A 24,129-nucleotide genomic window follows, 5' to 3' on the forward strand; every position below is an offset into this window, starting at 1 on the left:
GTGCGCATTCGCGGCGATCTTAGTCTGCAAAGTGATCCCATCCAACGGTGTCAGCAGCATGCCCGGCAATCCGGACGCCGCTGCCTGGCGGCTCGACAACGGCTTGAACTGAGCCTATCGCAGTGAAGCCCTGCGGCAGCTGAATACCGGCTGGGAACGTGGCCAGCAAGCCATGGTCTTCTCCCCCGCCAAGGACCCATGCCATGGCGTCGGCACCCAGCAAGGCAGCTGCCGGTTCCAGCACGGCGGCATACTTTTTCAACGCGATGGGATCGAAGTCCAGCACGGCACCACTGGCGGTGGCCAGCCGGGCGCCGTCGCGCAACAGACCGTCGGAGATGTCCAGCATTGCAGTGGCGCCGGCCCTCGCAGCAAGCGGTCCTGCTGCCAGCGGCGGCAGAGGCCTGCACTGGTTCCCCACGAAACCCCTCAGCTCCTCGTCAAGCTTCTCAAGCGGGACGTCGCTTTCAAGCAACGCCCAGCCTGCGGCTGCCCGGCCGAGCGTGCCGGCAACCGCCGCCACATCCCCTGGCCGGGCGCCAGAGCGCAGCACCGGCGCCATTCCGGCAAGAGTTCCGACGACGGCGACCGTCACGGCGAGTTCCCGGCCCCGGCCGAGGTCCCCTCCGGCAACAGAGCAGTCCGGTGCCCCCAGCTCGACGATGGCTGCAGTGAGGCCGTCCGCAAAAGCCTCCACCCAATCGACGGGAGTGGACGGCGGCATGGTCAGGCTCACCACCAGCGAGGTGGCAGTGCCTCCCATGGCATTGATGTCACTGAGGTTCTGCGCCGCGGCCTTCCAGCCGACGTCGTAGCCGCTGGTCCTGTAGCCGTTGTTCCACTGCAGCCTGAAGTCCTGGTCCTGCGTTTGGGTATCTATGGAAATCAGGGTGCGGCCGTCCGGGGCCGCTACGAGGGCTGCATCATCACCGGGTCCCAGCAGGACGCCGGGGCTGCTGTTCAGCCGGGGAAAGATCCGGGCGAGGAGCTCGGACTCCGAAAGGTCTTGGACGGTCACTTGTTCTGCGGGCACGGTTCTACGCTATCGCGATCCACCGACACAATAATGACGGGCTGCCCCTGCGGCGGCTTCGCGGTTGTGACCCACGCTACCCGCGTCGGGCAGGCAGTCCATGCGGGATAGGCTGGAAGGATGCATCGAAAGACCCTCCACAGGACTGCCATGGCCATTTCCCTGGCCTCTGCATCCGTGCTCGCTTTGTCGGCCTGTTCACCTGCCGTTGACGTCACTGCTGCCGCGGACGCCGCCAACCCTGCCTGCGCCCCCATGATGGTGGCCCTGCCCGACAAGATCGGCGATGCCGCCCTCCGCAAGACCAACAGCCAGGCGACGGCAGCATGGGGCGATCCGTCCCAGATCATCCTGCGCTGTGGTGTGAATGTCCCCGGACCCACGACGGACCGCTGTGTCAGCGTCAATAACATCGATTGGGTCATCAAGGAAGGCGACCCCGTGTACACGCTGACCACATTCGGCCGCGAGCCCGCCACGGAAATCCTGGTCGACCCGGTCAAACTGGAGGCTGCCAACATCAGCTCCGCAACTGTCCTGACCGAGCTCGCCGCCGCCGTCGGAAAAATCAAGGCAAGCGGCAAGTGCGTAGGCCAGGAAGACCTGCAGAACCTGCCGACAGGCAAATAGCGGCGATGCTTGGGCGCCGCCTGCCAAGGCAGGCAGTGCCCAAGCATCGTGAGCTTAGCGCAGGCCCGTTTTCCGGGTCAGCGCCAAGTGGATCAGTTCATCGATCAATTCGGCGTAGGACAGTCCGGAGGCTGCCCACATCTGCGGGTACATGCTCTTGGGAGTGAAGCCAGGCATAGTGTTGATCTCGTTGATGATCAGCTCGCCGGACGGGGTGTAGAAGAAGTCCACACGGCTGAGGCCTTCCGCGCCTACGGCGTCGAAAGCGACGGCGGCCAGTTCCCTGACGCGGGCAATGGCTTCGTCGGGCATGTCGGCCGGGCAGCTGAGTGCGGCGGCCCCGTCCTCCACATACTTGGCAGCGAAGTCGTAGAAATCGTGTTCCCCGGCCGCCACGGCAATTTCACCGGGCATAGACGTGCGGGGAGCGTCGGTGCCGCGTCCTTGCAGGACGGCACACTCGATTTCACGTCCCACAATCCCGGCTTCGATAACGAGCTTCAGGTCATGGCGGCGGGCTTCCTCGACGGCGGCATCCAGGCCGTCCAGGGAGTCAACCTTCGAAATTCCCATGGAAGAACCCGCGCGGGCGGGCTTGACGAAGACCGGGAAACCAAGCTTGTCCACGCGTTTGCGCACGGCCTCGGCGTCGGTCACCCATTCGCGGTCCGTCACGGCTACGTAGGGACCCACCTTCAGCCCGGCGGCTTCGAAGACAACCTTCATGAAGTGCTTGTCCATGCCCACTGCGGAGGCCAGGACGCCTGCGCCTACGTAGCGCGTGTCGGACAACTCCAAGAGGCCCTGGATTGTTCCGTCCTCACCCCACGGGCCATGCAGCAATGGGAACACGACGTCAACGGAGCCCAGCTCCCGGGGGACGGCGTTGGGCTCTGTGACGATCAATTGGTGCTCACCGCCGACTTCGGCCAACGTCACAGTCTGCCCTGACGCCGCCACCTCGGGAAGCGACCTGGAGCTCAAGGACCACTGGCTGGTATCTCCCGAAGCCAAAACCCACTGGCCCGACTTCGCGATGCCGATAGGGATGACCTCGTACTTGTTGGTGTCGATGGCTCCCATGACGCCAGCTGCCGTGACGCAGCTGACAGCGTGTTCGCTTGAGCGGCCCCCAAAGAGGATCGCCACGCGGGGTTTCGCCTTCACGGGTGTGGGTTCTTCAGTCACCATCAGTAGTCGCCTTCGGACTTCAGTGCCCGGGCCAGCAAGCGCGGCCCCAGGTCATCAACGGACATTCTGCCTTCAAGCACGGCCACTACGGCTGCGGTGATGGGCATTTCTACATTCAGTTTCCCCGCCAGTTCATGCACGGCGGGGCCGGACTTGATGCCTTCAGCGGTCTGGGTCATCTGTTCGGCCACCTGCACCAGGCTGAGGCCTTCACCCAGCAGGCGGCCGGCAGTGTGATTCCGGGAGAGCGCAGACGAGCACGTGGCCACGAGGTCGCCGAGTCCGGCAAGTCCGGCCATGGTGTGGGCTTCGCCGCCCAGGGCGAGAGCCAGCCGGGACGTTTCCGCGAGTCCGCGGGTTATCACTGACGCCTTGGTGTTGTCGCCCATTTGCCGGCCCTCGCAGATTCCGACCGCCAGGGCAATCACGTTCTTGACGATGCCGCCGATCTCGACGCCCACCACGTCCGTGCTGGTGTAGGGGCGGAAGTAGGGCGCTGTGCAGCACAGGGCAATAGCAGCCGCCGTATCGGCATCGCTGCACGCAACAACGGAGGCAGTCGGTTGTTCCCTGGCAATTTCCATGGCGAGGTTGGGTCCGGAAACCACAGCGACGCGGCTCTCCGAAAGACCAAGTTCCTGCGCAATGACTTCACTCATGCGGGCGTCCGTGCCCAGTTCCAGGCCCTTCATGAGGGAAACAACCACGGCGTCGGACGACAACAGCGGTTTCCAGTCACCCAACTGCGGCCTCAACGACTGTGCAGGTACAGCGAGCACCACGAGGGTGGCATCCTTCAGCACCTCTGCCACATCCGTGGACGCCGTGATGGAGGCCGGGAGGTCAATGTCCTTCAGGTACTGCTCGTTGCGGTGAAGTGTATTGATCTGCTCCACTACTTCGGCGCGGCGCCCCCAGATGCGGATGCTGCGCTCGACACCGGCCGCAATGGCTGCATCAGCCAGGATCTTCGCGAACGTGGTGCCCCAGGACCCTGCACCCAGAACGGCCACAGTGCCGGGAACGAAACCGGCGCTTTCGATCACGGTCACTTGCCGGCCTCCGGATCCTGGGTCTCGGAGGGTGCCCCCTCAACGAAACGGCCATGCTTGCTTTGTTTGTGGAGCGCGGGGTCCCAGCGTTCAGCCGGCGCTTTTTCGCCACGAAGCGTCTCCAGGAGGGCTGTGATGGCGTCCATGATCACGTCCGTGGCCTCGGTGAGCGTGGCCCGGTCGAGTGGCCGGTCGGCGAAGGAGCTCAAGTCCACAGGTTCACCCACCAGCACGCGGACGGTCTTCCGGGGAAAGACATGGAAGCGCTTGGCGTACCGGGGGAAGACCTCCTGTGCGCCCCAATGGGCCATGGGTACTACCGGTGCTCCTGTTTGCAGGGCAAGGCGGGCCGCCCCGGTGTGGCCCTTCATCGGCCACAGGTCGGGATCCCTGGTCAGGGTTCCCTCGGGATAGATGATGATGGCGCCACCGGCGTCCACCACCTCCTTGGCCAGTTGCAGCGAGCGGTTCGCACCCGCCGTCGAGCGTTCAACCGGGATTTGTTTCGTGGCCCGAAGCAGGCTGCCCAGTACGGGCACCTTGAAGAGCCCCGCTTTTGCCAGGAAGTGGGGTGGCCGCTTCTGGTTGTACACCAGGTGCCCCACAACAATGGGATCAATCTCGGTGCAGTGGTTGGGCACGGCGATGAAACCGCCCGCGGGAAGTTTCCCGATGCCTTCCCACTTCTTTGCCATCAACATATTCATCGCCGGACGGGCAAGGCCCGCCAGCAATATGAACATGGCACGGCTCGTGGCCGATTCCTTCAAAGGATCCCCCGCTACTTGATGGTGGTGATGTCGAAATCGGCGCCCAGGGCGGCCAGCTTCTCGGTGAAGCGCTCGTAACCGCGGTTGATGATATCGATCCCGGTGACCTTGGAGGTTCCTGTTGCTGCCAGCGCTGCAATGAGGTGGCTGAAGCCGCCGCGAAGGTCCGGGATATCAATGTCGGTGCCCCTCAGGGGCGTGGGGCCGGAGATCACCGCGGAGTGGAGGAAGTTCCGCTGGCCGAAGCGGCAGGGCACGCTGCCAAGGCATTCGCGGTGCACCTGGATGTTTGCCCCCATGCGGGCCAAAGCCTCGGTGAAACCAAACCGGTTCTCGTAAACGGTCTCATGGACAATTGACACGCCATCGGCCTGGGTCAGCGCGACCACCAGCGGCTGCTGCCAGTCGGTCATGAAGCCCGGGTGCACGTCCGTCTCCAGGACAAGCGGGCTGAGCTTTCCACCCTGGTGGTAGAAACGGATGCCGTCGTCGCCGATGTCCATTCCGCCGCCCACTTTTCGGTAGGTGTTCAGGAACGTCATCATGTCCCGCTGGGAAGCACCTTCAACGAAGATATCCCCGCGGGTTACCAACGCAGCCGAGGCCCAGGAAGCGGACTCGTTGCGGTCAGGGAGTGCACGGTGGTTGTACCCGCGCAGGTCCTTGACGCCCTCGATGCGGATGGTCCGGTCAGTCTGGACGCTGATGATGGCGCCCATCTTCTGGAGGACAGCGATGAGGTCAATGATCTCCGGCTCGGTTGCCGCACCAATAAGCTCCGTGATGCCTTCGGCCCGCGTTGCACTGAGCAGAACCTGCTCCGTAGCCCCCACGGACGGGTAGGGCAAGGAAATCTTGGCGCCGTGCAGGCCGTGGGGGGCCGAAATGTGGATGCCGCCGGGGCGTTTTTCCACCACGGCACCAAACTGGCGAAGGACATTCAGGTGGTAGTCAATGGGCCGGTCACCGATCTTGCAACCACCGAGATCCGGGATGAAGGCCTCACCGATCGCATGGATCAGCGGTCCGCACAGCAAAATGGGGATCCTTGAATCGCCGGCGTGTGCGTCGATTGCGGTGCTGGAGGCCGTCTTGGCGTCCTTCGGATCCAGGGTGAGGTCACCCGACTCCGGATCTTTGACGACAGTCACACCATGCAGCTTCAGAAGGCTGGTGACGACCTCGACGTCCTTGATTTCCGGCACGTTCCTCAGCACCGATGGCTCGCTGCCCAGCAACGCGGCCACCATCGCCTTGGGCACCAGGTTCTTGGCACCGCGAACGGTCACTCGTCCAGTTAACGGGACCCCACCGCGGATTGTCAGAACACTACTCATCTATACCGGTTTCCTCACGACTACTCGCCCCCCAAACTTACAAAGGCTCCAGCTAAGCATAGAAGCTCACGTAACCGAACCGAAATGGACCCGCCCCGCGCCGTACGGATCCGGTCCAGGCCGAACTCCCGCAAAAAAGGACCGCCGGACCCTCACAAGGGGGTCCGGCGGTCCTCTGCCAGCGGAAATTCCGATGAAGGGTCAGCGGCTAACGGGCATCGACTTTTGCTGGGATCGTCCGGGGTTTGAACGACGGCCGGGTGGCTTCGTATGCGGTGATGTCTTCTTCGTGCTGGAGGGTCAGGCCGATGTCGTCCAGGCCTTCCAGCAGGCGCCAGCGGGTGTAGTCGTCAATGTCGAACGGTGCCACCACATTGCCGCACTCGACCGTCTTGCTGACCAGGTCCACCTTCACCTCGGTACCGGGAGCGTTCTCCAGGACCTTCCAGATCAGTTCAATGTCGTCCTGCGCAAGCTGTGCTGCCAGGAGTCCTTGCTTGCCGGAGTTGCCGCGGAAGATATCGGCAAAACGGGACGAGAGGACCGCTTTGAAGCCGTAGTCCTTCAAGGCCCAAACGGCGTGTTCACGTGATGAGCCGGTACCGAAGTCCGGGCCTGCCACCAGCACGGAACCGGCGTTGAACGGGGCCTGGTTCAGGATGAAGGACTCGTCCTTGCGCCACGCGGCGAACAGGGCGTCCTCGAACCCGGTACGGGTGATTCGCTTGAGGTACACGGCCGGGATGATCTGGTCGGTATCCACGTTGCTTTGGCGCAGCGGGACCCCGATGCCGGTGTGGGTTGTGAAAGCTTCCATGGGATCCTCCTAGACTGCGATTCCGGTCAAAGTGCCTGTGGCGGCGGACTCAAGGTCCGACGGCGAGCTCAGCGTGCCGCGGACGGCAGTCGCTGCAGCCACCACGGGCGAGACCAGGTGTGTGCGGCCGCCCTTGCCTTGGCGGCCCTCGAAGTTGCGGTTGGACGTTGAGGCGCAACGCTCCCCCGGTTCCAGCTGGTCCGGGTTCATGCCCAGGCACATGGAGCAGCCGGCAAAGCGCCATTCGGCACCGAAGTCCTTGAAGACCCTGTCCAGGCCCTCGGCCTCGGCTTCCAGACGGACGCGCGCCGATCCGGGAACCACCAGCATCCGTACCTTCGGATCCTTCTCCCGGCCCCGGATGATATCCGCTGCAGCGCGCAGGTCCTCGATGCGGGAGTTCGTGCAGGACCCCAGGAACACGGTGTCCACGCGGATGTCCTTCATGGGCGTTCCGGCTTCCAGGCCCATGTACTGCAAGGCACGCTCAGCGGCAGCCTTGGCGTTCTCGTCACCGAAGTCTTCGGGAGACGGAACCTTGGCCGAGAGGGAAACACCTTGCCCCGGGTTGGTACCCCAGGTCACGAACGGCTCAAGCGTGTCTGCGTCCAGGTCCACCTCGACGTCGAAGGTCGCGTCGGCGTCGGTGTGCAGCGTGTTCCAGTACTCGACGGCGGCATCCCAGTCCGCGCCTTCCGGCGCGTGGGGGCGGCCCTGCATGTAGCCGTACGTGGTCTGGTCCGGCGCGACCATGCCGGCACGTGCGCCGGCCTCGATGGACATGTTGCAGATGGTCATGCGGGCGTCCATGGACAGGGCACGGATAGCCGAACCACGGTATTCCAGGACGTAGCCCTGGCCACCGCCGGTACCGATCTTGGCGATGACTGCGAGGATGATGTCCTTGGCAGTGACGCCCGGACGCAAGGTGCCCTCGACGTTGATGGCCATGGTCTTGAACGGCTTCAAGGACAGTGTCTGGGTGGCCATGACGTGCTCCACTTCCGACGTGCCGATACCCATGGCCAGTGCACCGAAGGCGCCATGGGTGGAGGTGTGCGAGTCGCCGCAGACCACGGTCATGCCGGGCTGGGTCAGGCCCAGCTGCGGACCCACGACGTGGACGATGCCTTGTTCCTTGTCACCCAGGGAGTGCAGGCGCACACCGAATTCCTTGCAGTTGGCGCGCAGGGTTTCGATCTGGGTGCGGCTGGTGAGGTCGGCGATCGGTTTGTCGATGTCCAGCGTGGGAGTGTTGTGGTCCTCCGTGGCGATGGTCAGGTCCACGCGGCGCAGCTTGCGGCCGGCCAGGCGCAGGCCCTCGAATGCCTGCGGGGATGTTACCTCGTGAACCAGGTGAAGGTCGATGAAGAGAAGATCGGGCTGGGCATTGGCTCCTTCGCCTTCACCCTTGCGCACAACGTGCGCGTCCCAGACTTTCTCGGCCAGTGTCTTTCCCACGGCCTTGCTCCCTTCACTGCGGTCGGATGGTTTACATCCACTGAACTGTTCTTCATCCACTGAACCAGCACGCTTGCGAAATAGGCCAGTGAAACAACTTGCATCTCAGATATTGAGACGGCAATATCATTACATGGACAATTCTAGTGGAGTCGGTGTCATTGATAAAGCGGCCCAGGTACTCGATGCCCTCGAGGCCGGGCCAACGACACTTGCCCAGCTTGTAGCAGCCACCGGTCTCGCCCGCCCCACGGTTCACCGGCTCGCCCTGGCACTGGTTCACCACAGGCTCGTCAGCCGCGACATCCAAGGGCGCTTTGTCCTGGGCAGCAGGCTCGTTGAGCTTGCTTCCGCCGCCGGCGAAGACCGGTTGATTGCTTCGGCCGGCCCGGTCCTCATCCAGCTTCGCGACGCCACGGGCGAAAGCGCACAGATCTTCCGCCGCCAAGGTGACTGGCGCGTATGCGTGGCCTCGGCAGAACGTCCCATCGGCCTGCGCGACACCATTCCCGTAGGCACGCAGCTGTCCATGAAGGCCGGTTCCGCAGCACAGGTTCTGCTGGCCTGGGAAGACCATGACCGGCTCCTTGAGGGACTTCAGAACGCCCGCTTCACGCCCACCGTCCTGGCAGGAGTACGACGCCGGGGCTGGGGTCAGAGCCTCGGCGAACGCGAGCCCGGAGTCGCCTCGGTTTCCGCGCCGGTGCGCGGACCCTCCGGCAGGGTCATCGCCGCAGTGTCCATCTCGGGTCCGATAGAACGACTCACCCGCCAGCCCGGCCGCCTGCACGCCGAAGTCGTGTGCAATGCCGCGCGGGTCCTGACGGAGGCCCTGCGGAAGAACAACGACTAGCCATGGAAAGCTACGCCGTATTCCTGCGCGGAATCAATGTGGGCGGCATCAACATCAAGATGGCCGACCTCAAGGCAGCGCTCCAGGACTGCCCGTTCACCAAGGTCAAGACCCTGTTGGCAAGTGGGAATGTGGTGCTGCAAAGCGACCTCAGCGCCAAGGACGTCAAGGCCCGGTTCGAACAGTGCCTGCGGGACTCCTTCGGCTACGACGCCTGGGTGGTGGTCCTGACAGCGCAGAGGGTCGCCGAACTTGTGGAGGCCTGCCCGTACCCCGCGGATGACAAGTCGACGCACAGCTACATCACCTTAGCCTCGGACACCGCGATGCTTGACGAGCTCTTTGCAGCAGCCGAAGAACTGGGGGGCGTGGCGCAAGTGCGCCTGGGCCCTGAAGCCTCCGCCTGGTTGGCACCTGCAGGCGGCACCCTGGACAGCCCGTTCAGCAAGCTCTCCGCCAAGCCACGCTACAAGGCAAGCACCACCACCCGGAACCTCCGTACGCTGGTCAAAGTCAGGGACGCCGCGGCCGCTCTCTAGCCGGGCGCATCATAGTCCGGGCGAATCCTAGTCCGGGCGCACCTTAGTCCGGGCGCGCGGCTTTCAGTGCAGCGTTGAAGGCTTTCAACCGCGTGATTTCCACTCCCACGGGCTCCACGATCCTTTGCTCCGCCACCACGGCCACGGCCGCTTTCAGACGCTTCGCCGCGCCGGCTGCCCTGATGCGTGCCGCCCAGCCGCCCAGAATGCGGCCGGTAATGGCCAACAGCACTCCCAACGCCACTCCCCCGGCCACCATCAACGTGGGCCACGGCCACCCCTCCGTGCGCGGAACCTCAGGCACGGGCATTTGGAAGTAGCCCAAGGCTGCCAGGACTCCGAGCCAGCCCAGCCCGCCGACCGCCAAGAGGAGGGCCAACCATTGCAGGGTGTTGAACAACAGCCACCAGAGGGGACGTTTAGCCGTTTTCAGGTCCGCTCCGGCAATGGCCTGGTCCAAGGCATCGGGCAATTGGTCCCGGCCATCCCTCGCTGCCCCGCGAATGGCTGCCCGCCAAGGACCCGGAGCGCCGGCCGAGGCCTCATCAGCGAACTCCCGGACGGCGGCATCCGTGCGGGCACGCTCAGGGGCACCGGCCGGAGGCAAGGACGTGCGGCTCAATTCGGGCCTGGTGTCGCTCCGCCCCAGATTCAGCCTCCGCAGGGGATCGGGACGGAATCGCAACAACCACCGTGTGACCGGCCACCCCGTCCTGCGCGCCGACTCCCTTTGGAACGAACGCTGGACCGCGTCCACCACCACAGGGACGTTCGCCGCCGTCGCCAGTTCCGATGCAAGGCGAGCCCTTGCGTTTGCCTTGATCCCGCGTGCTTCACCGTCGCCCGACGCTTTCGACAACCCGGCAGCAGCCTTGGCGACGTCGGCTGCCAAGCGCTGCGTGGTCGCTGCCCGCTGGACCACGACGTTCCTGATGGCCCCGCGGACGGCGGAGACGCCGTCGCCCGTCAGCGCCGAAGCGCCCAGCACGCGGACGGTCCCCAGGCCGTCGCGTGCGAGGATCCCTTCCAAGGAGTCCAGAACCGCGGCGGCGTCCGGTGCGCCCAGTTTGTCGATCTGGTTCAGGACAACCAAGGTGACGGCGCCGTGGGTAGCCATGGGCCGGAGGAAGTCGTTGTGCACCGCGGCATCGGCGTATTTCTGCGGGTCCATCACCCACACCAGGACATCCACCATGCCAACCATCCGTTGGACAATCTCCCGGTTTTCCACCCGGGTGGAATCGAAGTCCGGCAGGTCCAGGAGCACCAGCCCACTGTCCTCGTCGGCAAAGCCGGTAACCGGCGGAAGTACATGACGGTCCTTCACGACCAACCAATCGAGCAGGGGTCCGCTGCCGTCCTCACCCCAGATACCCGCCAAAGGCTCGGAGGTGGTGGGCCGCCGCGCAGCCGCGGTGGCCAGTTCGCTGCCGGAAACTGCGTTGAACAGGGATGACTTGCCGCTCCCGGTGGCTCCGAAAAAGCCCACCACGGTATGTCCTGCCGATAGGGAGCGCCGGGAAGTTGCCCGCTCCAGAACGTCGTAGACGGACTGGAGTTCCTGATCGGGAAGAACGCCTTCGGCCAGCTCGCGTGCGGTATTGAGGGCTTCGAGCCTGCGCTGCAATGCGGACGACTCACGGACCAGACTGTGGCGGCTCATGCAGTCCCTGCCAGCCGGCGGAGGGCCTTGGCGTGCAGAGCGAGATCAGGACCCGAGACCGGCTGAACGGTCTCGAGCCTGGTGAGGAAGCGGAGCCGTTCTTCATCCAGCAGGCGCTGGCACTGCGTGTGCAGGTCCTGCCTGGCCTGCTGGGCAAGGCGACGGACAGCATCCTCGCCGAATACCGCTTCGAGCAGCTTCTGCCCAACCACCGCCGTGCCGCCCGCGATCCCGATTTCCAGACCACTCAGGCCAGCCGTCATGGAGAAGACCACCACCATGAGCGCAGCACCAAGCCCGTTGACCCCGAAGGACAGCCACCTGGCCTGGGTCCGCTTCCCCTGTCCTTGGGTCCGGATCATCTCCATCAGGCCTTCCTGCCAAGTTCGGATTGCCGCGGCCGCCTTGGCATCGAAGCCTTCGCTGGTTCCGGAGAGGTCGTCGTGGCCCAGTAGTTGGCGGCCCGCCGGGTCCGCCCGCCAGCGCCTGTCAACGTTTTCAGCAGCAGTGGCCGCTTCATCGAGGATCACTGCCTGCAGCCCTGTTTCGATCGCCGTCTCCACCTTTACAGCCGGTGCCGGTTCGCCTCGGAAAAAGGCGCCCATGCGGTCCCTCATCCGGCCGATGTTCTGCTCCAGGGCCCGAAAGAACTCCCCCGTTCCCACGAAATCCTGCCAACGGGCCAATACTTCTCCGCGGAGGAGTGCCCCATCCTTGGTGGCTTCCAGGATGCGGGTCAGTGCGTGCTCGTATTCCTCGGAGCACGATCCCTCCAGGTCACGGGCTGCAGCGTCCTGTGCCGCCGTGGCGACCGCTACAGCCTCCAGGCGAAGACTCACGGCCTTGACGGCACCGTTGAGTGTCCGTCGGGCGACCTCGGCACGGCCGGCGGCATTGGCGGCCAAGGCACCGAGCCACAGGCGCAAGGGCTCCACCGCTCCCGCCGGCAACATTCCCAGCCCGTCCAACGCGCTTTCGGGCACGACAAAGAGTTTCGCCTCCCCAAGTCCCTGCCGGTCCAGCATCGCCTGCAGGTCGGTCCGGACTTCGTCCTCAGCTGCCGGCGGCACACGGTCCAGGACCACGGCGACGGTGATGTCCCGCGAAGCCGCATCAAGGAGCAGACGCCATGGAACGGCGTCGGCGTAGCGGTTGGCGGTGGTGACGAAGATCCAAAGGTCGGCCGCGGCGAGCAGCTGCCCCGCGAGTCTGCGGTTGTCGTCGGAAATGGAGTCGACATCCGGGGCATCCAGCAGGGCAATGCCCTGCGCCACAGCAGGGTGCCCCAGCAATACCAGCGAGGTGATCGCCTGGGCGTCGGGGGCCGCGCCGGCCTGGTTCGCCGGGACGGGGACTGACGAGACCGTTCCCCGGATCCGCTGCAAGTTCGGAAGGATCCTCTGTCCTTCGAACCATTCCGCATCGTTGGGGTGGTGCAGAAGGATCGGTTGGCGCGTTGTAGGCCTGATCGCTCCCGAACGGGTCACCGGAAACCCCACCAGGGCATTGACCAACGTCGACTTTCCGGCCCCGGTTGAACCGCCGACAACGGCCAGCAGCGGCGCGTCCAGGCTGCGGTAGCGGGGAATGATGTAATCATCGAGCTGCGCCAGGGACTCCCGTATCCATTGGCGGGCCTCCTGCACTTCGGGCACCGCCAAAGGAAGGGTGGTGGCCGCAAGTCCGGCGCGTGCAGCTTCCAGGGTTTCGACGGCGGCTGCCGCACTCGGGGGCACAGGGCTGCTCCGGGCTGCCGGCGGGTCTGCGTGTTCGGTCACAGCATCATCATGCCAGCCCCGTCCCGTTCACGAGCGCCGGGCAGGCTCAATGGGCAAAAAGAAATCCCCCGGAACACATGTTCCGGGGGATTCACTGTGACCCCAGCGGGATTCGAACCCGCGTTACCGCCGTGAGAGGGCGGCGTACTAGGCCGCTATACGATGGGGCCTTGCACTTTTTTGTCACCGTTTCCGGCGATCAAGCTGAATGAGTATTTCATACTTTCAGCTTCGCTCCAAATCGCTTTCGCGGATCGGAGGTTCCGAATTTTCCGCGTATTTACGCGGAATTTCAGAGCTGGGATACCAGGACTCGAACCTAGAATGACGGTACCAGAAACCGTAGTGTTGCCAATTACACCATATCCCAAAGTGACTTTCGGACCGGAGTTCCTTGCCTTGGTTTCCCTCAGCTTTTCCCTCCGTGCCCCTCAGCACGAGTAATGACTCTACCGGAGTCTCGCCACCTGCACAAATTGGCGGGCCGTTACCTGCATCACACGGAAAACTCAGGCGGCCGTCGGGGTCTTGGCCAGCAATTGCGCGAGGGAATCCACCTGGCGCCCGGTGAACTCTTCCACCACTTCGCCGGTCCTGTTGAGCCAGACTCCCACCAGCCCTGCTGCGTCGGCACCATCGGCATCAAGCAGCCGGTTGTCGCCTACGTAGAGTGTCTCCCCCGGTTCCGTGCCGAGAAGGCGCACGCCCTCAAGGTAGATTGCCGGGTCAGGTTTGGCGACACCCACAGTGTCCGTCCCCACCAGGATCCCGATCCGCGACAGGCCGGCGCCGTCCAACTTGGCACGCTGGTAATCGTGCACGTTGTTGCTGACAGCCCCATAAGGGATCCCGGCAGCATCGAGCGCGTCCAGCACGCCTTCAACATCAGAGAAGGCGCGTACGTACGCTGTCTGGCGTTGGTGATACTCGGCCACCCACGCTTGCGCGTCCTCGCCGTCGTCGAGTTCCACGCCAAAGTGACCCAGGGCGGCCCTGCCCCGCAGCAGCCGCTGCTCATTGAAGGTCAGCTCACCGGCAAGGTACCGGTCGTAGAAATGCGTTGTTTCGTGCGTGAAGATCCGGCCGAACTTCACCCACCCGGCCTGGTCAAGGCCGGGCAGGAGATGTTCGCTGACGTCACGCAAAGCTGTCGTCATGGCGTATTCCAGGTCCACCAGAGTGTCGTCAATGTCGAACAGGACACCGCGGATAGCGCCGAAAGCAGTTGCAATCGCCATGACAGGTGCCTCTCCTAGCCGCGGAAAGCGCGAACGCGGGCCAACGAGGAATCCTTGCCCAGGATCACCATCGACTCGAACAGCGGCGGGGAAATACGACGACCGGAGATGGCCGTGCGGACAGGTCCGAACGCAGCCCTGGGCTTGATGCCCAGGTCCTCCACCAAAGCCTGCTTGAGCGCGGTCTGGATGTTCTCCGCCGTCCACTCTTCGATGGGTTCCAAAGCGGCGAGGGCCGCGTCCAGAACTTCCTCCAGGTTGGCCGGGAGGCCCTTGCGGGCGTCGTCCGCAATGTCGATGGCGTCGTCGGCCTTGAACAGGAAGGCAAGCATCTCCGGAGCCTCTCCCAGCAGGGTGATGCGTTCCTGGACCAGCGGGGCTGCCTCGGCGAGGATCTCTTCCTGGCGCGGGGTAAGGATCTCCCCCACGAAACCGGCTGCACGAAGGTACGGAACCAAGCGCTCTTCGAAGTCCGCGGGGGCAAGCATCCGGACGTGCGTGCCGTTGATGGCTTCGGCTTTCTTGATGTCGAAGCGCGCAGGGTTGCCAAGGACATCGTGGATGTCGAAGTTGGCCACCAGCTGCTCCACCGTGAAGATGTCTTCGTCAGCGCTCAGGGACCAGCCAAGAAGGGATAGGTAGTTCAGCAGGCCCTCAGGAATGAAGCCGCGTTCGCGGTGGAGGAACAGGCTCGACTCGGGGTCGCGCTTGGACAGCTTCTTGTTCCCCTGGCCCATGACGTAGGGCAGGTGGCCGAACTCCGGCATGTACTCGGCGACACCGATGGCGTACAGCGCCCGGTACAAGGCGATCTGCCGCGGGGTGGAGCTCAGCAGGTCCTCGCCACGCAGGACGTGGGTGATTCCCATGAGCGCGTCGTCCACCGGGTTCACCAATGTGTACAGCGGGGCACCATTGGCGCGGACCACTGCGAAGTCCGGGACGGAACCGGCTTTGAACGTGATCTCGCCGCGAACCAGGTCGTTGAACGTCAGGTCCTCGTCCGGCATGCGGAGGCGCAGGACGGCTTCCCTGCCCTCGGCCTTGAACTGCGCGAGCTGCTCTTCCGTGAGGTGGCGGTCGAATCCGTCATAGCCCAGCTTGGGATCGCGTCCGGCGGCCCGGTGGCGGGCTTCGATCTCATCCGGGGTGGAGTACGACTCGTAGACGTGTCCGCCGGCCTTGAGCTTGGCGATGACGTCCTGGTAAATGTCGCCGCGCTGCGACTGGCGGTAGGGTTCGTGCGGGCCGCCGACCTCCACACCTTCATCCCAGTTGATGCCGAGCCACTTGAGCGCATCCAGCAGCTGGTGGTAGCTCTCTTCGCTGTCGCGGGCAGAGTCGGTGTCCTCGATCCGGAAGATCAGCTTGCCGCCGGTGTGGCGCGCGTAAGCCCAGTTGAACAAGGCCGTGCGGATCAGGCCAACGTGCGGGGTGCCTGTGGGTGACGGGCAGAAACGGACTCGGACCGGAGTCTCGGCGTTGACGGCAGGAATGGCGCTGGAGGCAGCGGTGGACGCAGAAGCAGTAGTCATAGTAGTTCCAACTTTACCGCTTGCCACTGCTTCGGTTTCCCGGGCGAAGACGCACGACGGCGGCGCTTGCCTTTCGTGCGAAAGGCAAGCACCGCCGTCGTGGTTTTGCTCAGTCCGCTCGCCTAGCGGCGAACGACGGGGTTGGAGAGACGTCCGATGCCTTCGATCTCGACGTCAAAACGGTCGCCTTCGCTGACGAGACCGACACCTGCCGGGGTACCAGTCATGATGACGTCGCCCGGAAGAAGCGTGAACGCGTGAGAAACGATCGATACGAGCTCACGAACGCCACGAATCATTTGGTTGGTGCTGCCGTCCTGCCGGAGCTCACCATTGAGGCGCCCCTGGATGGAGAGGTCCTCATGATCCAATTCGGTTTCGATCCACGGTCCCAGCGGCGCGGAGGTATCGAAGCCCTTGGCGCGGGCCCACTGGAGGTCCGTTTTCTGGACATCGCGGGCAGTGAGGTCGTTGCCGCAGGTGTAGCCGAAGATGACGTCATCCGCGCGGTCCTCGGGAACGTCCTTGCAGATGCGGCCAATGACGACGCACAGCTCAGCCTCGAACGAGACCTCCTCGGAGAACTCGGGAAGGATGATGGGATCGTTCGGGCCGATCACCGAGGTGTTCGGCTTGAGGAAAAGCAGCGGCTGCTGCGGCACTTCATTGCCGAGTTCCGCAGCGTGTTCTGCGAAGTTCCTGCCCACGCCAATGACCTTGCTGCGGGGAATGATGGGGGCAAGGAGCCGCACGTCCTCCAGCTTGTGCTTCACGTGGGTACGTTCAACGCCGTTGAAGAAAGGGTCGCCGTTGATGACAGTGATTTCCTCACTGCCGGGCTCGCCTTCGACAACGCCGTAAAGGGGATCAGAATCAACTACAAACCGGGCGATACGCATGGGCCCAAGCCTACCGTCACCGCTTAGCTTCGAAGGTATTCCAGCTGCGCGGCCACGGAGGTCTCAGCGGCCCACCTGACGGAGGGGTCGACGTCGGCGTACACCACGTCCGTAACCTGGGCGATCGTTGCGTCCTCGCCCACCTGTTCCAGGGCTGCCCTGATCTGCGCAAGACGCTGCAGCCGATGTTCACGGTATTCGCGGCACTTCCCGTCCAATGCTGGAAGAACAGGGCCGTGGGCGGGGAGCAGTGTTGCCCCGCCAAGGGCTTCGAGCTTATCCAAGCTGGCAAGGTAGTCCCCCAGCCGGCCATCCGGGTAGTCCAACACAGTGGTGCCCCGGCCCAGAATGGTGTCGCCCGTAAGGACCGATCCTCGGGGACCGTCGTCGGGGAGATGGAAACACACCGAATCCGAGGTATGGCCGGGCGTTGCCAGCACACGGATTTCCACTCCCCCCGCGTTGATGACCTCACCGTCCCGGAGAGGCTCGCCGCCGTGGCAGTATTCCGGGGACATCGCCCGCACCGGAGCACCCGTCAGCTCATGAAAACGCGCGGATGCCTCAGTGTGGTCGGCGTGGCGATGGGTTATCAGGATCAACTCCACCCGGCCGGCTGCTGCCAGTTCGGCCAAGTGTTGTTCATCCTGGGGGCCCGGGTCCACAACGGCTGATGTGCCCGAACCAGGAGCGCCGATGACGTATGAGTTGGTGCCGTCCAGGCTCATCGGGCCGGGGTTGGGTGCAAGCCGGAAGCGTGTCAGTGCGCTGCTGCGCTGCAAGGAGGAGCCGCCCGTGGGCGCGTGGTCTGGAGTCGCCATTGGTTCAGGAGTCACAGTCCCATCTTGGCATCCTCCTGCCCCTCCATCACATCCCGCGCCCTTCAACCCCAACCCTTCCTCACACCCCACCCCCTTCAACCCCAACCCTCGCTCACATCCCGCGCCCTTCAACCCACCCTCCCACACCCCACCCCCTTCAACCAAACCCTCCCTCACACCCCACCCCCTTCAACCCCAACCCTCCATCACACCCCACCCCCTTCAACCCCAACCCTTCCTCACACCCCACCCCCTTCAACCCCAACCCTTCCTCACACCCCACCCCCTTCAACCCCAACCCTCCATCACACCCCACGCCCTTCAACCCAACCCTCCATCACACCCCACGCCCTTCAACCAAACCCTCCCTCACACCCCACCCCCTTCAACCCCAACCCTCCCTCACACCCCACCCCCTTCAACCAAACCCTCCATCACACCCCACCCCCTTCAACCCAACCCTCCCTCAGCCGCACAAGAGCGAAAGCCCAGACGTCGGCACCCAGCCTGGGTGCCGACGTCGGGCCTCGCGACTCACCGACAAGCGGGCAGCATCAGACTCCCGGTGATTTCGGTCAAACCCAGATCAGACCCAGCTCAAACACGCGGGATGTGGGGAAGCGACCAGCTCAAACACGTGGGATGTGAAGAAGCGACCAGCTCAAACACGCAGAACGTGAGGAAGCGACCAGCTCAAACACGCAGAACGTGAGGAAGCGACCAGCTCAAACACGTGGGATGTGAAGAAGCGACCAGCTCAAACACCCGCAACGTGAAGAAGCGACCAGCTCAAACACGTGGGATGTGAAGAAGCGACCAGCTCAAACACCCGCAACGTGAAGAAGCGACCAGCTCAAACACCCGGAACGAGAGGAAGCGACCAGCTCAAACACCCGGAACGAGAAGAAGCGACCAGCTCAAACACCCGGAACGAGAGGAAGCGACCAGCTCAAACACCCGGAACGAGAGGAAGCGACCAGCTCAAACACCCGGAACGAGAGGAAGCGACCAGCTCAAACACGTGGGATGTGAAGAAGCGATCAGCTCAAACACGTGGGATGTGAAGAAGCGATCAGCTCAAACACGTGGGATGTGAAGAAGCGTCGATGGGAAGCATGCGGAACGTGAGGAAGCGTCGGGAGGAAACACGCGGGATGTGAGGAAGCGTCGGAAGGAAGCACGCGGGATGTGAGGAAGCATCGGAAGGAAACACGTGGGATGTGAGCCAGCGTCCGGGAAGCAGAACGGCGGCCCTGCCGCTTGTAAACCAAGGGCAGGACCGCCGTCGTGCGTTTCAGTTGTCCCGGGAAATCCTGAGGATCAGACCAGCCGGGTCAGCCAGCCGTGCGTGTCCTCTACAGTTCCGGTCTGGATTCCGAGGAGCTTCCCGCGAATGGCCATGGTGGTTTCCCCGGCCTTTGCGTCCTCGGCGCCGATGGACTCAGTCGCATCCTTGAGGACACCGATCGGAGTGATCACCGCGGCTGTACCGCAGGCAAAAACTTCGGTGATCTCGCCGGATGCTACTCCATCGCGCCACTCGTCCAGGGTGATCTTCCGCTCGGTGACCTCGCGGCCCATGTCCCGGGCGACCTGGATGACGGACATGCGCGTGACGCCCTCGAGGATGGTGCCGCTCAGAGCGGGAGTCACCAGGGAACCGTCCTTCATGACGAAGAAGACGTTCATGCCGCCGAGTTCTTCCACGGCGTCGTCATTGAAGTGGTCCAGGAACAGGACCTGCTTGCAGCCGTTCGCTTCGGCTTCCTGCTGTGCGATCAGGGACGCGGCGTAGTTGCCACCGCACTTGGCGGCGCCGGTTCCACCGCGGCCGGCGCGGGCGTACTCGCGGGAGATCCAGATGGAGACCGGCTTGAGCTCGCCGCCAAAGTAGTTGCCGGCGGGAGATGCGATGACGCGGAAGGACACCTCGCGTGCAGCCCTGACGCCGAGGAAGGCCTCGGTGGCGATCATGAACGGACGCAGGTAGAGGGCTTCGCCGTCTCCGGACGGGACCCACTGCTGGTCCGCCTGCACGAGTTCGCGGATGGCACCCAGGAAGTACTCTTCAGGCAGCTCGGGGAGAGCCAGGCGGCGGGCGGACTTGTTCAGTCGTGCCGCGTTGGCTTCGGGCCGGAAGGTCCATACGGAACCATCGGCGTGGCGGTAGGCCTTCAGGCCCTCAAAGATTTCCTGGCCGTAGTGCAGGACAGCAGCCGAGGGGTCCAGGGAGATGGGGCCGTAGGGCTCGATCCGGGCATTCTGCCAACCGCCATTGCCATCGGCGTCAACTTTGTAGTCGACGACGGCGGTGTGGTCGGTGAAGTAGTCGCCAAATCCCGGGTTCGCCAGGATGGCTGCACGCTCCTCAGCAGACTTCGGGTTTTCCGAGAGCTGCTGGCTGAATTCGACGCCATGGGCAGTCTGAGTCATGTTTCCTCCACAGTCAGCTACCTGGCATGGCGAACCGGGCCCCCAAAGGGTGTGGTTCAGCGATGGACCAGGGAAGCAGATAAATAATTCAAGACAAGCTTACGCCTGAGTAATGGGCCTAAAGTGCGGCCGCAATGGCGTCGCCAATGGCAGCTGTGCTGCGCGGCTTTCCATCGCGGTTCTCGACGTCGGCAATAACTGCCGCTTCGATCTTGCGGGCCGCCGTGGTGTAGCCAAGGTGGTCCAGAAGGAGCACTGCGGAGAGGATGGCCGCGGTTGGATCGGCTTTCTGCTGGCCGGCGATGTCCGGAGCTGAGCCATGTACGGGTTCGAACATGGACGGTGCCGTGCGGTCCATGTTGATGTTCCCCGATGCCGCCAGGCCGATACCGCCGGTGACGGCAGCAGCGAGGTCGGTGAGGATGTCGCCGAAGAGGTTGTCGGTGACGATCACATCGAAGCGCGAAGGTTCAGTCACCATGAAAATGGTGGCCGCGTCGATGTGCAGGTAATCGTGGGTGACGTCGGGGAATTCCTGTGCCACGGCCTCGACGGTCCGCTTCCACAGGTGTCCGGCGAAGACCAGGACGTTGTGCTTGTGGACGAGCGTAACGTGCTTGCGCGGACGCTCGCTGGCCCGGCGGAAGGCATCGCGGACTACGCGCTCCACGCCGTGGGCGGTGTTAAGGGAAACCTCAGTGGCAACTTCGTGGGGAGTGCCCCCGCGCAAAGTCCCGCCGTTGCCCACGTAGGGCCCTTCGGTTCCTTCACGGACGACAATGAAATCAATCGTCCCGGGGTTCGCCAAGGGGCTGCCGACCGTTCCATAGAGCCGCGACGGACGCAGGTTCACAAAGTGGTCAAGGCTGAAGCGCAACTTCAGGAGCATTTCGCGTTCGATGATTCCGGAGGGAATTCGGGTATCGCCGGGCGCTGCGCCCACGGCACCGAAGAGGATGGCATCACGCGTGCGGAGATCTTCAAGAACCTCGTCAGGCAGGGTCTCGCCCGACTCAAGCCAGTGCTGGGCACCGAGCTTGTAGTGGGTCTGCTCAAGAGCCACGCCTTCGGCGGCTACGGCTTTTTCGAGAACCTTGACGGCTTCGGCGATGACCTCAGGGCCAATGCCGTCGCCGGGGATGACAGCGAGGTTGATGGACGATGCACTCATACGTCTATCTAGCCAAGCAATCCACATGCTGGTCAAAATCGTCTCACTCCTCGAACATTCGGCAGTGAACGGGCTCAGACCCTGGCATGATGCCCAGCCCCGGCCCAGCACATAGAGTCTTACCGTGGATAGAAGGCACGCAGTATACGAATGGTTCCGCATCAACCGTTTTGCAGTTGATCTGACAGCAACGTGCATCCTGATCCTGCTCTTTGGACCCGTGTACCTCCTTGCTGACCGCCCCTGGCTGTTCCTGCTCTCCTGCAGCCTGCTGTTGCCCCTCGCCTGGCGACGCACCCGCCCGGCGGTTGCGGCCGGCGTCGTCATTCTGGTGTGCCTCCTCCAGTGGGCGGTGGGCGCCGAGCCGGTGGCCGGCCAGATAGCGGTCCCGTTGGTCATCTACGCGACCGCAGCGTACGGTCCGGCCTGGGCGAGCCGCACCGTGCTGGTGGCCGGCCTGGTCGGCGGCGTGATGCTCACATCGCGGGAATACTCCACGGGTGTGGAGTCGGGCATCATGGGCCTCACCATCGGTGCCCTGTACACCGTGCTGATCTGGATGCTTGTCCTCGTAAGCTGGACCCTCGGTGACCTCACCCGAGTCCGCAGGCTCCAACTGCAAGCCCTCGAGGACCGCACCCGCCGAATGGAAGTAGAGCAGTTGCAGGAGCGGAAACTGGCCGCCGCCGACGAACGCTCCCACATTGCCCGGGAGATGCACGACATCGTGGCGCACTCGCTGTCCGTGATCATCACGCAGGCGGACGGGGCACGGTACGCTGCCGCAGCCAAACCGGAACTTGCCACCGAGGCACTGGCCACCATCGCCGCCACGGGACGGGACTCGCTGGGCGAAATGCGGAGGCTCCTGGGCATCCTGCGCTCGGATGAGGACTCCCCCACGCGCCCGCAACCCCGGCTCTCGGACCTGGACGAACTGCTCCTGGGCTTCCGGGCGGCTTCCCTCCAGGTGGGCTTCGAGCAAGTGGGCACCCCGCGGAGGTCCCTTCCTGCCGGAGCCGAACTCACCGCCTACCGCATCATCCAGGAATCCCTCACGAACGTCATGAAGCACGCCGGCCCCAAGGCCACCGCGAATGTGACGCTGACCTGGCAAGGCCGCGGCCTCCAACTGGACATCGTCGACGACGGCCGGGGCGCCGCTGCCGATCCGCCGGCGGCAGGCGGCGGAAACGGGCTGCGCGGAATGGGAGAGCGGGTCTCGCTCTACGATGGTTCATTGACGGCCGGCCCCGTACAAGGCGGCGGTTTTCGTGTGTCCGCTTTCATTCCCTATTCGGAGGCCTGAGCAATGCCTGAACTCCCCGCACCCATCCGGGTCGCACTCGTCGATGACCAGCAACTGGTCCGTTCGGGCCTTGGCATGCTCATCAATTCGCAGCCGGACCTCGACGTGGTCGCCGAAGCAGGCAACGGCATCGAGGCCCTTCAAGCGCTCAGCGCCACGGCCGCGGACGTGGTCCTTATGGATGTCCGCATGCCCGGGATGGACGGCATTGAAGCCACCCGCCGCATCCTGGAGCAGGCAGCATCGCAACCCCGGGGTTCGCAACGCGCGGAGGTCAAGATCGTCGTCCTCACAACCTTCGACCTCGATGAATATGCGCTGGCCGCCATCCAGGCCGGCGCCAGCGGGTTCCTCCTGAAGGATGCACCGCCGGAAGAACTCCTCGAAGCCATCCGCACCGTTTACCGGGGGGACGCGGTCATCGCGCCCTCCACCACCCGCCGCTTGCTGGACCACGTGGCACCCCTGCTCAGGACCCAGACGCCCGAGCAGAGCGAGCACGCGGCCGCCGTCGAGTCCCTCACGAACCGCGAGCGCGAGGTGTTCCAGCTCATTGCGCAGGGACAGTCCAATCCCGAGATCGCAGCTGGGCTGTTCCTTTCGGAAGCTACGGTGAAGACCCATGTGGGGCACATCCTGGCCAAGCTGGGAGCCCGGGACCGGGTGCAGGTAGTGGTCATCGCCTACGAAACCGGGGTTGTGTCTCCGGGGACCTAGGCTCAGACCACGGTATGAGCACGGCCCGGCGGTAATGGGCCCACAGCCCGATCCCGCAGGCAGGGGCCGGACCATAGCGTGGAACCATGACGACTTTCACGCCTCTCCCCCATCCCCACGGAACCGGTCGCCCCGAAGGCTCGGACGCCGCCCAGGCGCGTCCCGCCGTCGAGGCTTTCAAGCTGACCAAGAGCTACGGCCGCGCCGATACCAGCGTGACGGCCTTGAACGAAGTCTCGGTGAGCTTCGACGCCGGGAAGTTCACGGCCATCATGGGCCCGTCGGGCTCCGGCAAATCAACGCTTATGCACTGCCTGGCGGGGCTCGATACAGCCGATTCCGGCAGGATCGTCCTGGGCGGAACAGAGCTCACCGGACTCAATGACCGGCAGCTCACGGCGCTACGCCGCGAGCGGATCGGTTTCGTTTTCCAGGCCTTCAATCTGGTGCCCACCTTGACGGCCGAGCAGAACATCACGCTTCCGCTCGCCTTGGCAGGTACAACGGCCGACGCCGGGTGGCTGGAAACCGTTGTTGGCACCCTTGGGTTGAAGGACAGGTTGAAGCACCGTCCCCATGAGCTGTCCGGCGGCCAGCAGCAGCGTGTGGCAGTAGCCCGGGCACTGCTGACGCGGCCCGACGTCGTGTTCGGCGACGAGCCTACCGGCAACCTGGACTCCAAGGCGGGCGGCGAGGTCCTTGCCCTGCTGCGCCGGAGCAGCCAGGAGATGGGCCAGACCATCATCATGGTCACCCATGATCCTGTGGCGGCCAGCTACGCGGACCGGGTGGTGTTGATGAGCGACGGCGGCCTGGTGGGCGAGATCCACCAGCCCACGGCGGACTCCGTCCTGACGGCCCTCGGCAAGCTGGGGGCCTGAG

Annotated in this window: 21 protein-coding genes and 2 tRNA genes; 6 read left to right on the forward strand and 17 right to left on the reverse strand. The window is 64.1% G+C overall.

Annotated elements, in window-relative coordinates:
- Positions 1-19: 19 nt before the first annotated feature.
- Complete coding sequence (thiL, locus tag ACNAOU_RS13715; protein ID WP_020608502.1) at positions 20-1,033, reverse strand: thiamine-phosphate kinase; 1,014 nt, start codon at positions 1,031-1,033, stop codon at positions 20-22.
- A gap of 120 nt (positions 1,034-1,153) precedes the next feature.
- Between thiL and ACNAOU_RS13720 the strand changes: the two genes are divergently transcribed.
- Positions 1,154-1,663, forward strand: a complete 510-nt coding sequence (locus tag ACNAOU_RS13720) for a DUF3515 family protein (RefSeq protein ID WP_026266905.1) — start codon at positions 1,154-1,156, stop codon at positions 1,661-1,663.
- A gap of 54 nt (positions 1,664-1,717) precedes the next feature.
- Here the strand turns inward: ACNAOU_RS13720 and ACNAOU_RS13725 are convergent, their stop codons facing one another.
- The 6 genes from ACNAOU_RS13725 to leuC form a co-directional block, all read right to left on the reverse strand.
- On the reverse strand, positions 1,718-2,854 hold the full coding sequence (locus tag ACNAOU_RS13725; RefSeq protein ID WP_018776236.1) for a D-alanine--D-alanine ligase family protein: 1,137 nt from the start codon (positions 2,852-2,854) through the stop codon (positions 1,718-1,720).
- Complete coding sequence (locus tag ACNAOU_RS13730; RefSeq protein ID WP_018776237.1) at positions 2,854-3,906, reverse strand: NAD(P)H-dependent glycerol-3-phosphate dehydrogenase; 1,053 nt, start codon at positions 3,904-3,906, stop codon at positions 2,854-2,856. Before ACNAOU_RS13730 ends, ACNAOU_RS13725 begins: the two co-directional genes overlap by 1 nt.
- On the reverse strand, positions 3,903-4,676 hold the full coding sequence (locus ACNAOU_RS13735) for a lysophospholipid acyltransferase family protein (RefSeq protein WP_026266907.1): 774 nt from the start codon (positions 4,674-4,676) through the stop codon (positions 3,903-3,905). Before ACNAOU_RS13735 ends, ACNAOU_RS13730 begins: the two co-directional genes overlap by 4 nt.
- Before the next feature lie 11 nt (positions 4,677-4,687).
- Complete coding sequence (gene murA / locus ACNAOU_RS13740) at positions 4,688-6,013, reverse strand: UDP-N-acetylglucosamine 1-carboxyvinyltransferase (protein WP_026266908.1); 1,326 nt, start codon at positions 6,011-6,013, stop codon at positions 4,688-4,690.
- A 208-nt stretch (positions 6,014-6,221) separates the two neighbouring features.
- Complete coding sequence (leuD, locus tag ACNAOU_RS13745; RefSeq protein ID WP_018776240.1) at positions 6,222-6,830, reverse strand: 3-isopropylmalate dehydratase small subunit; 609 nt, start codon at positions 6,828-6,830, stop codon at positions 6,222-6,224.
- Positions 6,831-6,839: 9 nt separating this feature from the next.
- Entirely contained in the window at positions 6,840-8,291 is a 1,452-nt protein-coding gene (gene leuC / locus ACNAOU_RS13750; protein WP_422757084.1) for a 3-isopropylmalate dehydratase large subunit, read from the reverse strand.
- A gap of 133 nt (positions 8,292-8,424) precedes the next feature.
- On the opposite strand from leuC, the gene ACNAOU_RS13755 reads away from it, so the two are divergent.
- Both ACNAOU_RS13755 and ACNAOU_RS13760 read left to right on the forward strand, forming a co-directional pair.
- Positions 8,425-9,144 (forward strand): IclR family transcriptional regulator, encoded by a 720-nt coding sequence (locus ACNAOU_RS13755; RefSeq protein WP_014922101.1) that lies wholly within the window; start codon positions 8,425-8,427, stop codon positions 9,142-9,144.
- A 2-nt stretch (positions 9,145-9,146) separates the two neighbouring features.
- Positions 9,147-9,683 carry a DUF1697 domain-containing protein gene (locus ACNAOU_RS13760; protein ID WP_422757085.1) on the forward strand — a complete coding sequence of 179 codons (537 nt, stop codon included), beginning with the start codon at positions 9,147-9,149 and terminating at the stop codon, positions 9,681-9,683.
- Positions 9,684-9,726: 43 nt separating this feature from the next.
- Here the strand turns inward: ACNAOU_RS13760 and ACNAOU_RS13765 are convergent, their stop codons facing one another.
- The 10 genes from ACNAOU_RS13765 to ACNAOU_RS13810 all read right to left on the reverse strand — a co-directional run bounded on the left by ACNAOU_RS13765 (position 9,727) and on the right by ACNAOU_RS13810 (position 21,221).
- Positions 9,727-11,346, reverse strand: a complete 1,620-nt coding sequence (locus ACNAOU_RS13765; RefSeq protein WP_422757086.1) for a GTPase — start codon at positions 11,344-11,346, stop codon at positions 9,727-9,729.
- Positions 11,343-13,124: a dynamin family protein gene (locus tag ACNAOU_RS13770; protein WP_422757087.1), complete on the reverse strand. Its 1,782-nt coding sequence runs from the start codon at positions 13,122-13,124 to the stop codon at positions 11,343-11,345. The genes ACNAOU_RS13765 and ACNAOU_RS13770 overlap by 4 nt, the downstream gene beginning before the upstream one ends.
- A gap of 97 nt (positions 13,125-13,221) precedes the next feature.
- A tRNA-Glu gene (locus ACNAOU_RS13775) sits at positions 13,222-13,294 on the reverse strand.
- A gap of 128 nt (positions 13,295-13,422) precedes the next feature.
- Positions 13,423-13,494, reverse strand: a tRNA-Gln gene (locus ACNAOU_RS13780).
- Between the two features lie 139 nt (positions 13,495-13,633).
- Positions 13,634-14,362: an HAD family hydrolase gene (locus ACNAOU_RS13785; RefSeq protein WP_018776245.1), complete on the reverse strand. Its 729-nt coding sequence runs from the start codon at positions 14,360-14,362 to the stop codon at positions 13,634-13,636.
- Positions 14,363-14,376: 14 nt separating this feature from the next.
- Complete coding sequence (gene gltX / locus ACNAOU_RS13790; protein ID WP_018776246.1) at positions 14,377-15,897, reverse strand: glutamate--tRNA ligase; 1,521 nt, start codon at positions 15,895-15,897, stop codon at positions 14,377-14,379.
- 122 nt (positions 15,898-16,019) lie between these two features.
- The gene (locus ACNAOU_RS13795) at positions 16,020-16,796 is read right to left on the reverse strand and encodes a fumarylacetoacetate hydrolase family protein (RefSeq protein WP_018776247.1); all 777 of its coding nucleotides are present in this window, start codon (positions 16,794-16,796) and stop codon (positions 16,020-16,022) included.
- Positions 16,797-16,819: 23 nt separating this feature from the next.
- A complete protein-coding gene (locus ACNAOU_RS13800; protein ID WP_422758686.1) occupies positions 16,820-17,617 on the reverse strand; it encodes an MBL fold metallo-hydrolase in 798 nt (265 codons plus the stop codon).
- Positions 17,618-18,937: 1,320 nt separating this feature from the next.
- The gene (locus tag ACNAOU_RS13805) at positions 18,938-20,050 is read right to left on the reverse strand and encodes a branched-chain amino acid aminotransferase (RefSeq protein WP_018776249.1); all 1,113 of its coding nucleotides are present in this window, start codon (positions 20,048-20,050) and stop codon (positions 18,938-18,940) included.
- Positions 20,051-20,168: 118 nt separating this feature from the next.
- Positions 20,169-21,221: a 3-isopropylmalate dehydrogenase gene (locus ACNAOU_RS13810; protein ID WP_189076842.1), complete on the reverse strand. Its 1,053-nt coding sequence runs from the start codon at positions 21,219-21,221 to the stop codon at positions 20,169-20,171.
- A 124-nt stretch (positions 21,222-21,345) separates the two neighbouring features.
- Here ACNAOU_RS13810 and ACNAOU_RS13815 point away from each other — a divergent pair, with 124 nt between their 5' ends.
- The 3 genes from ACNAOU_RS13815 (at position 21,346) to ACNAOU_RS13825 (ending at position 24,128) form a co-directional block, all read left to right on the forward strand.
- Positions 21,346-22,530 (forward strand): sensor histidine kinase, encoded by a 1,185-nt coding sequence (locus tag ACNAOU_RS13815; RefSeq protein WP_422757088.1) that lies wholly within the window; start codon positions 21,346-21,348, stop codon positions 22,528-22,530.
- A gap of 3 nt (positions 22,531-22,533) precedes the next feature.
- On the forward strand, positions 22,534-23,247 hold the full coding sequence (locus tag ACNAOU_RS13820; RefSeq protein WP_018776252.1) for a response regulator: 714 nt from the start codon (positions 22,534-22,536) through the stop codon (positions 23,245-23,247).
- A gap of 86 nt (positions 23,248-23,333) precedes the next feature.
- Positions 23,334-24,128, forward strand: a complete 795-nt coding sequence (locus ACNAOU_RS13825; protein WP_039241956.1) for an ABC transporter ATP-binding protein — start codon at positions 23,334-23,336, stop codon at positions 24,126-24,128.
- Position 24,129: the final 1 nt, after the last annotated feature.

The sequence above is a fragment of the Paenarthrobacter sp. C1 genome (assembly GCF_049315185.1).
GTDB lineage: Bacteria > Actinomycetota > Actinomycetes > Actinomycetales > Micrococcaceae > Arthrobacter > Arthrobacter nicotinovorans.

What these genes read in the sequence shown, in the direction of transcription:
- ACNAOU_RS13720 (WP_026266905.1), top strand. Translation starts at nt 1,154, where the DNA reads ATGCATCGAAAGACCCTCCACAGGACTGCCATGGCCATTTCCCTGGCC.
- ACNAOU_RS13725 (WP_018776236.1), bottom strand. Translation starts at nt 2,854, where the DNA reads ATGGTGACTGAAGAACCCACACCCGTGAAGGCGAAACCCCGCGTGGCG.
- murA (WP_026266908.1), bottom strand. Translation starts at nt 6,013, where the DNA reads ATGAGTAGTGTTCTGACAATCCGCGGTGGGGTCCCGTTAACTGGACGA.
- leuD (WP_018776240.1), bottom strand. Translation starts at nt 6,830, where the DNA reads ATGGAAGCTTTCACAACCCACACCGGCATCGGGGTCCCGCTGCGCCAA.
- ACNAOU_RS13755 (WP_014922101.1), top strand. Translation starts at nt 8,425, where the DNA reads ATGGACAATTCTAGTGGAGTCGGTGTCATTGATAAAGCGGCCCAGGTA.
- ACNAOU_RS13760 (WP_422757085.1), top strand. Translation starts at nt 9,147, where the DNA reads ATGGAAAGCTACGCCGTATTCCTGCGCGGAATCAATGTGGGCGGCATC.
- ACNAOU_RS13765 (WP_422757086.1), bottom strand. Translation starts at nt 11,346, where the DNA reads ATGAGCCGCCACAGTCTGGTCCGTGAGTCGTCCGCATTGCAGCGCAGG.
- ACNAOU_RS13785 (WP_018776245.1), bottom strand. Translation starts at nt 14,362, where the DNA reads ATGGCGATTGCAACTGCTTTCGGCGCTATCCGCGGTGTCCTGTTCGAC.
- gltX (WP_018776246.1), bottom strand. Translation starts at nt 15,897, where the DNA reads ATGACTACTGCTTCTGCGTCCACCGCTGCCTCCAGCGCCATTCCTGCC.
- ACNAOU_RS13795 (WP_018776247.1), bottom strand. Translation starts at nt 16,796, where the DNA reads ATGCGTATCGCCCGGTTTGTAGTTGATTCTGATCCCCTTTACGGCGTT.
- ACNAOU_RS13800 (WP_422758686.1), bottom strand. Translation starts at nt 17,617, where the DNA reads ATGGCGACTCCAGACCACGCGCCCACGGGCGGCTCCTCCTTGCAGCGC.
- ACNAOU_RS13805 (WP_018776249.1), bottom strand. Translation starts at nt 20,050, where the DNA reads ATGACTCAGACTGCCCATGGCGTCGAATTCAGCCAGCAGCTCTCGGAA.
- ACNAOU_RS13810 (WP_189076842.1), bottom strand. Translation starts at nt 21,221, where the DNA reads ATGAGTGCATCGTCCATCAACCTCGCTGTCATCCCCGGCGACGGCATT.
- ACNAOU_RS13820 (WP_018776252.1), top strand. Translation starts at nt 22,534, where the DNA reads ATGCCTGAACTCCCCGCACCCATCCGGGTCGCACTCGTCGATGACCAG.
- ACNAOU_RS13825 (WP_039241956.1), top strand. Translation starts at nt 23,334, where the DNA reads ATGACGACTTTCACGCCTCTCCCCCATCCCCACGGAACCGGTCGCCCC.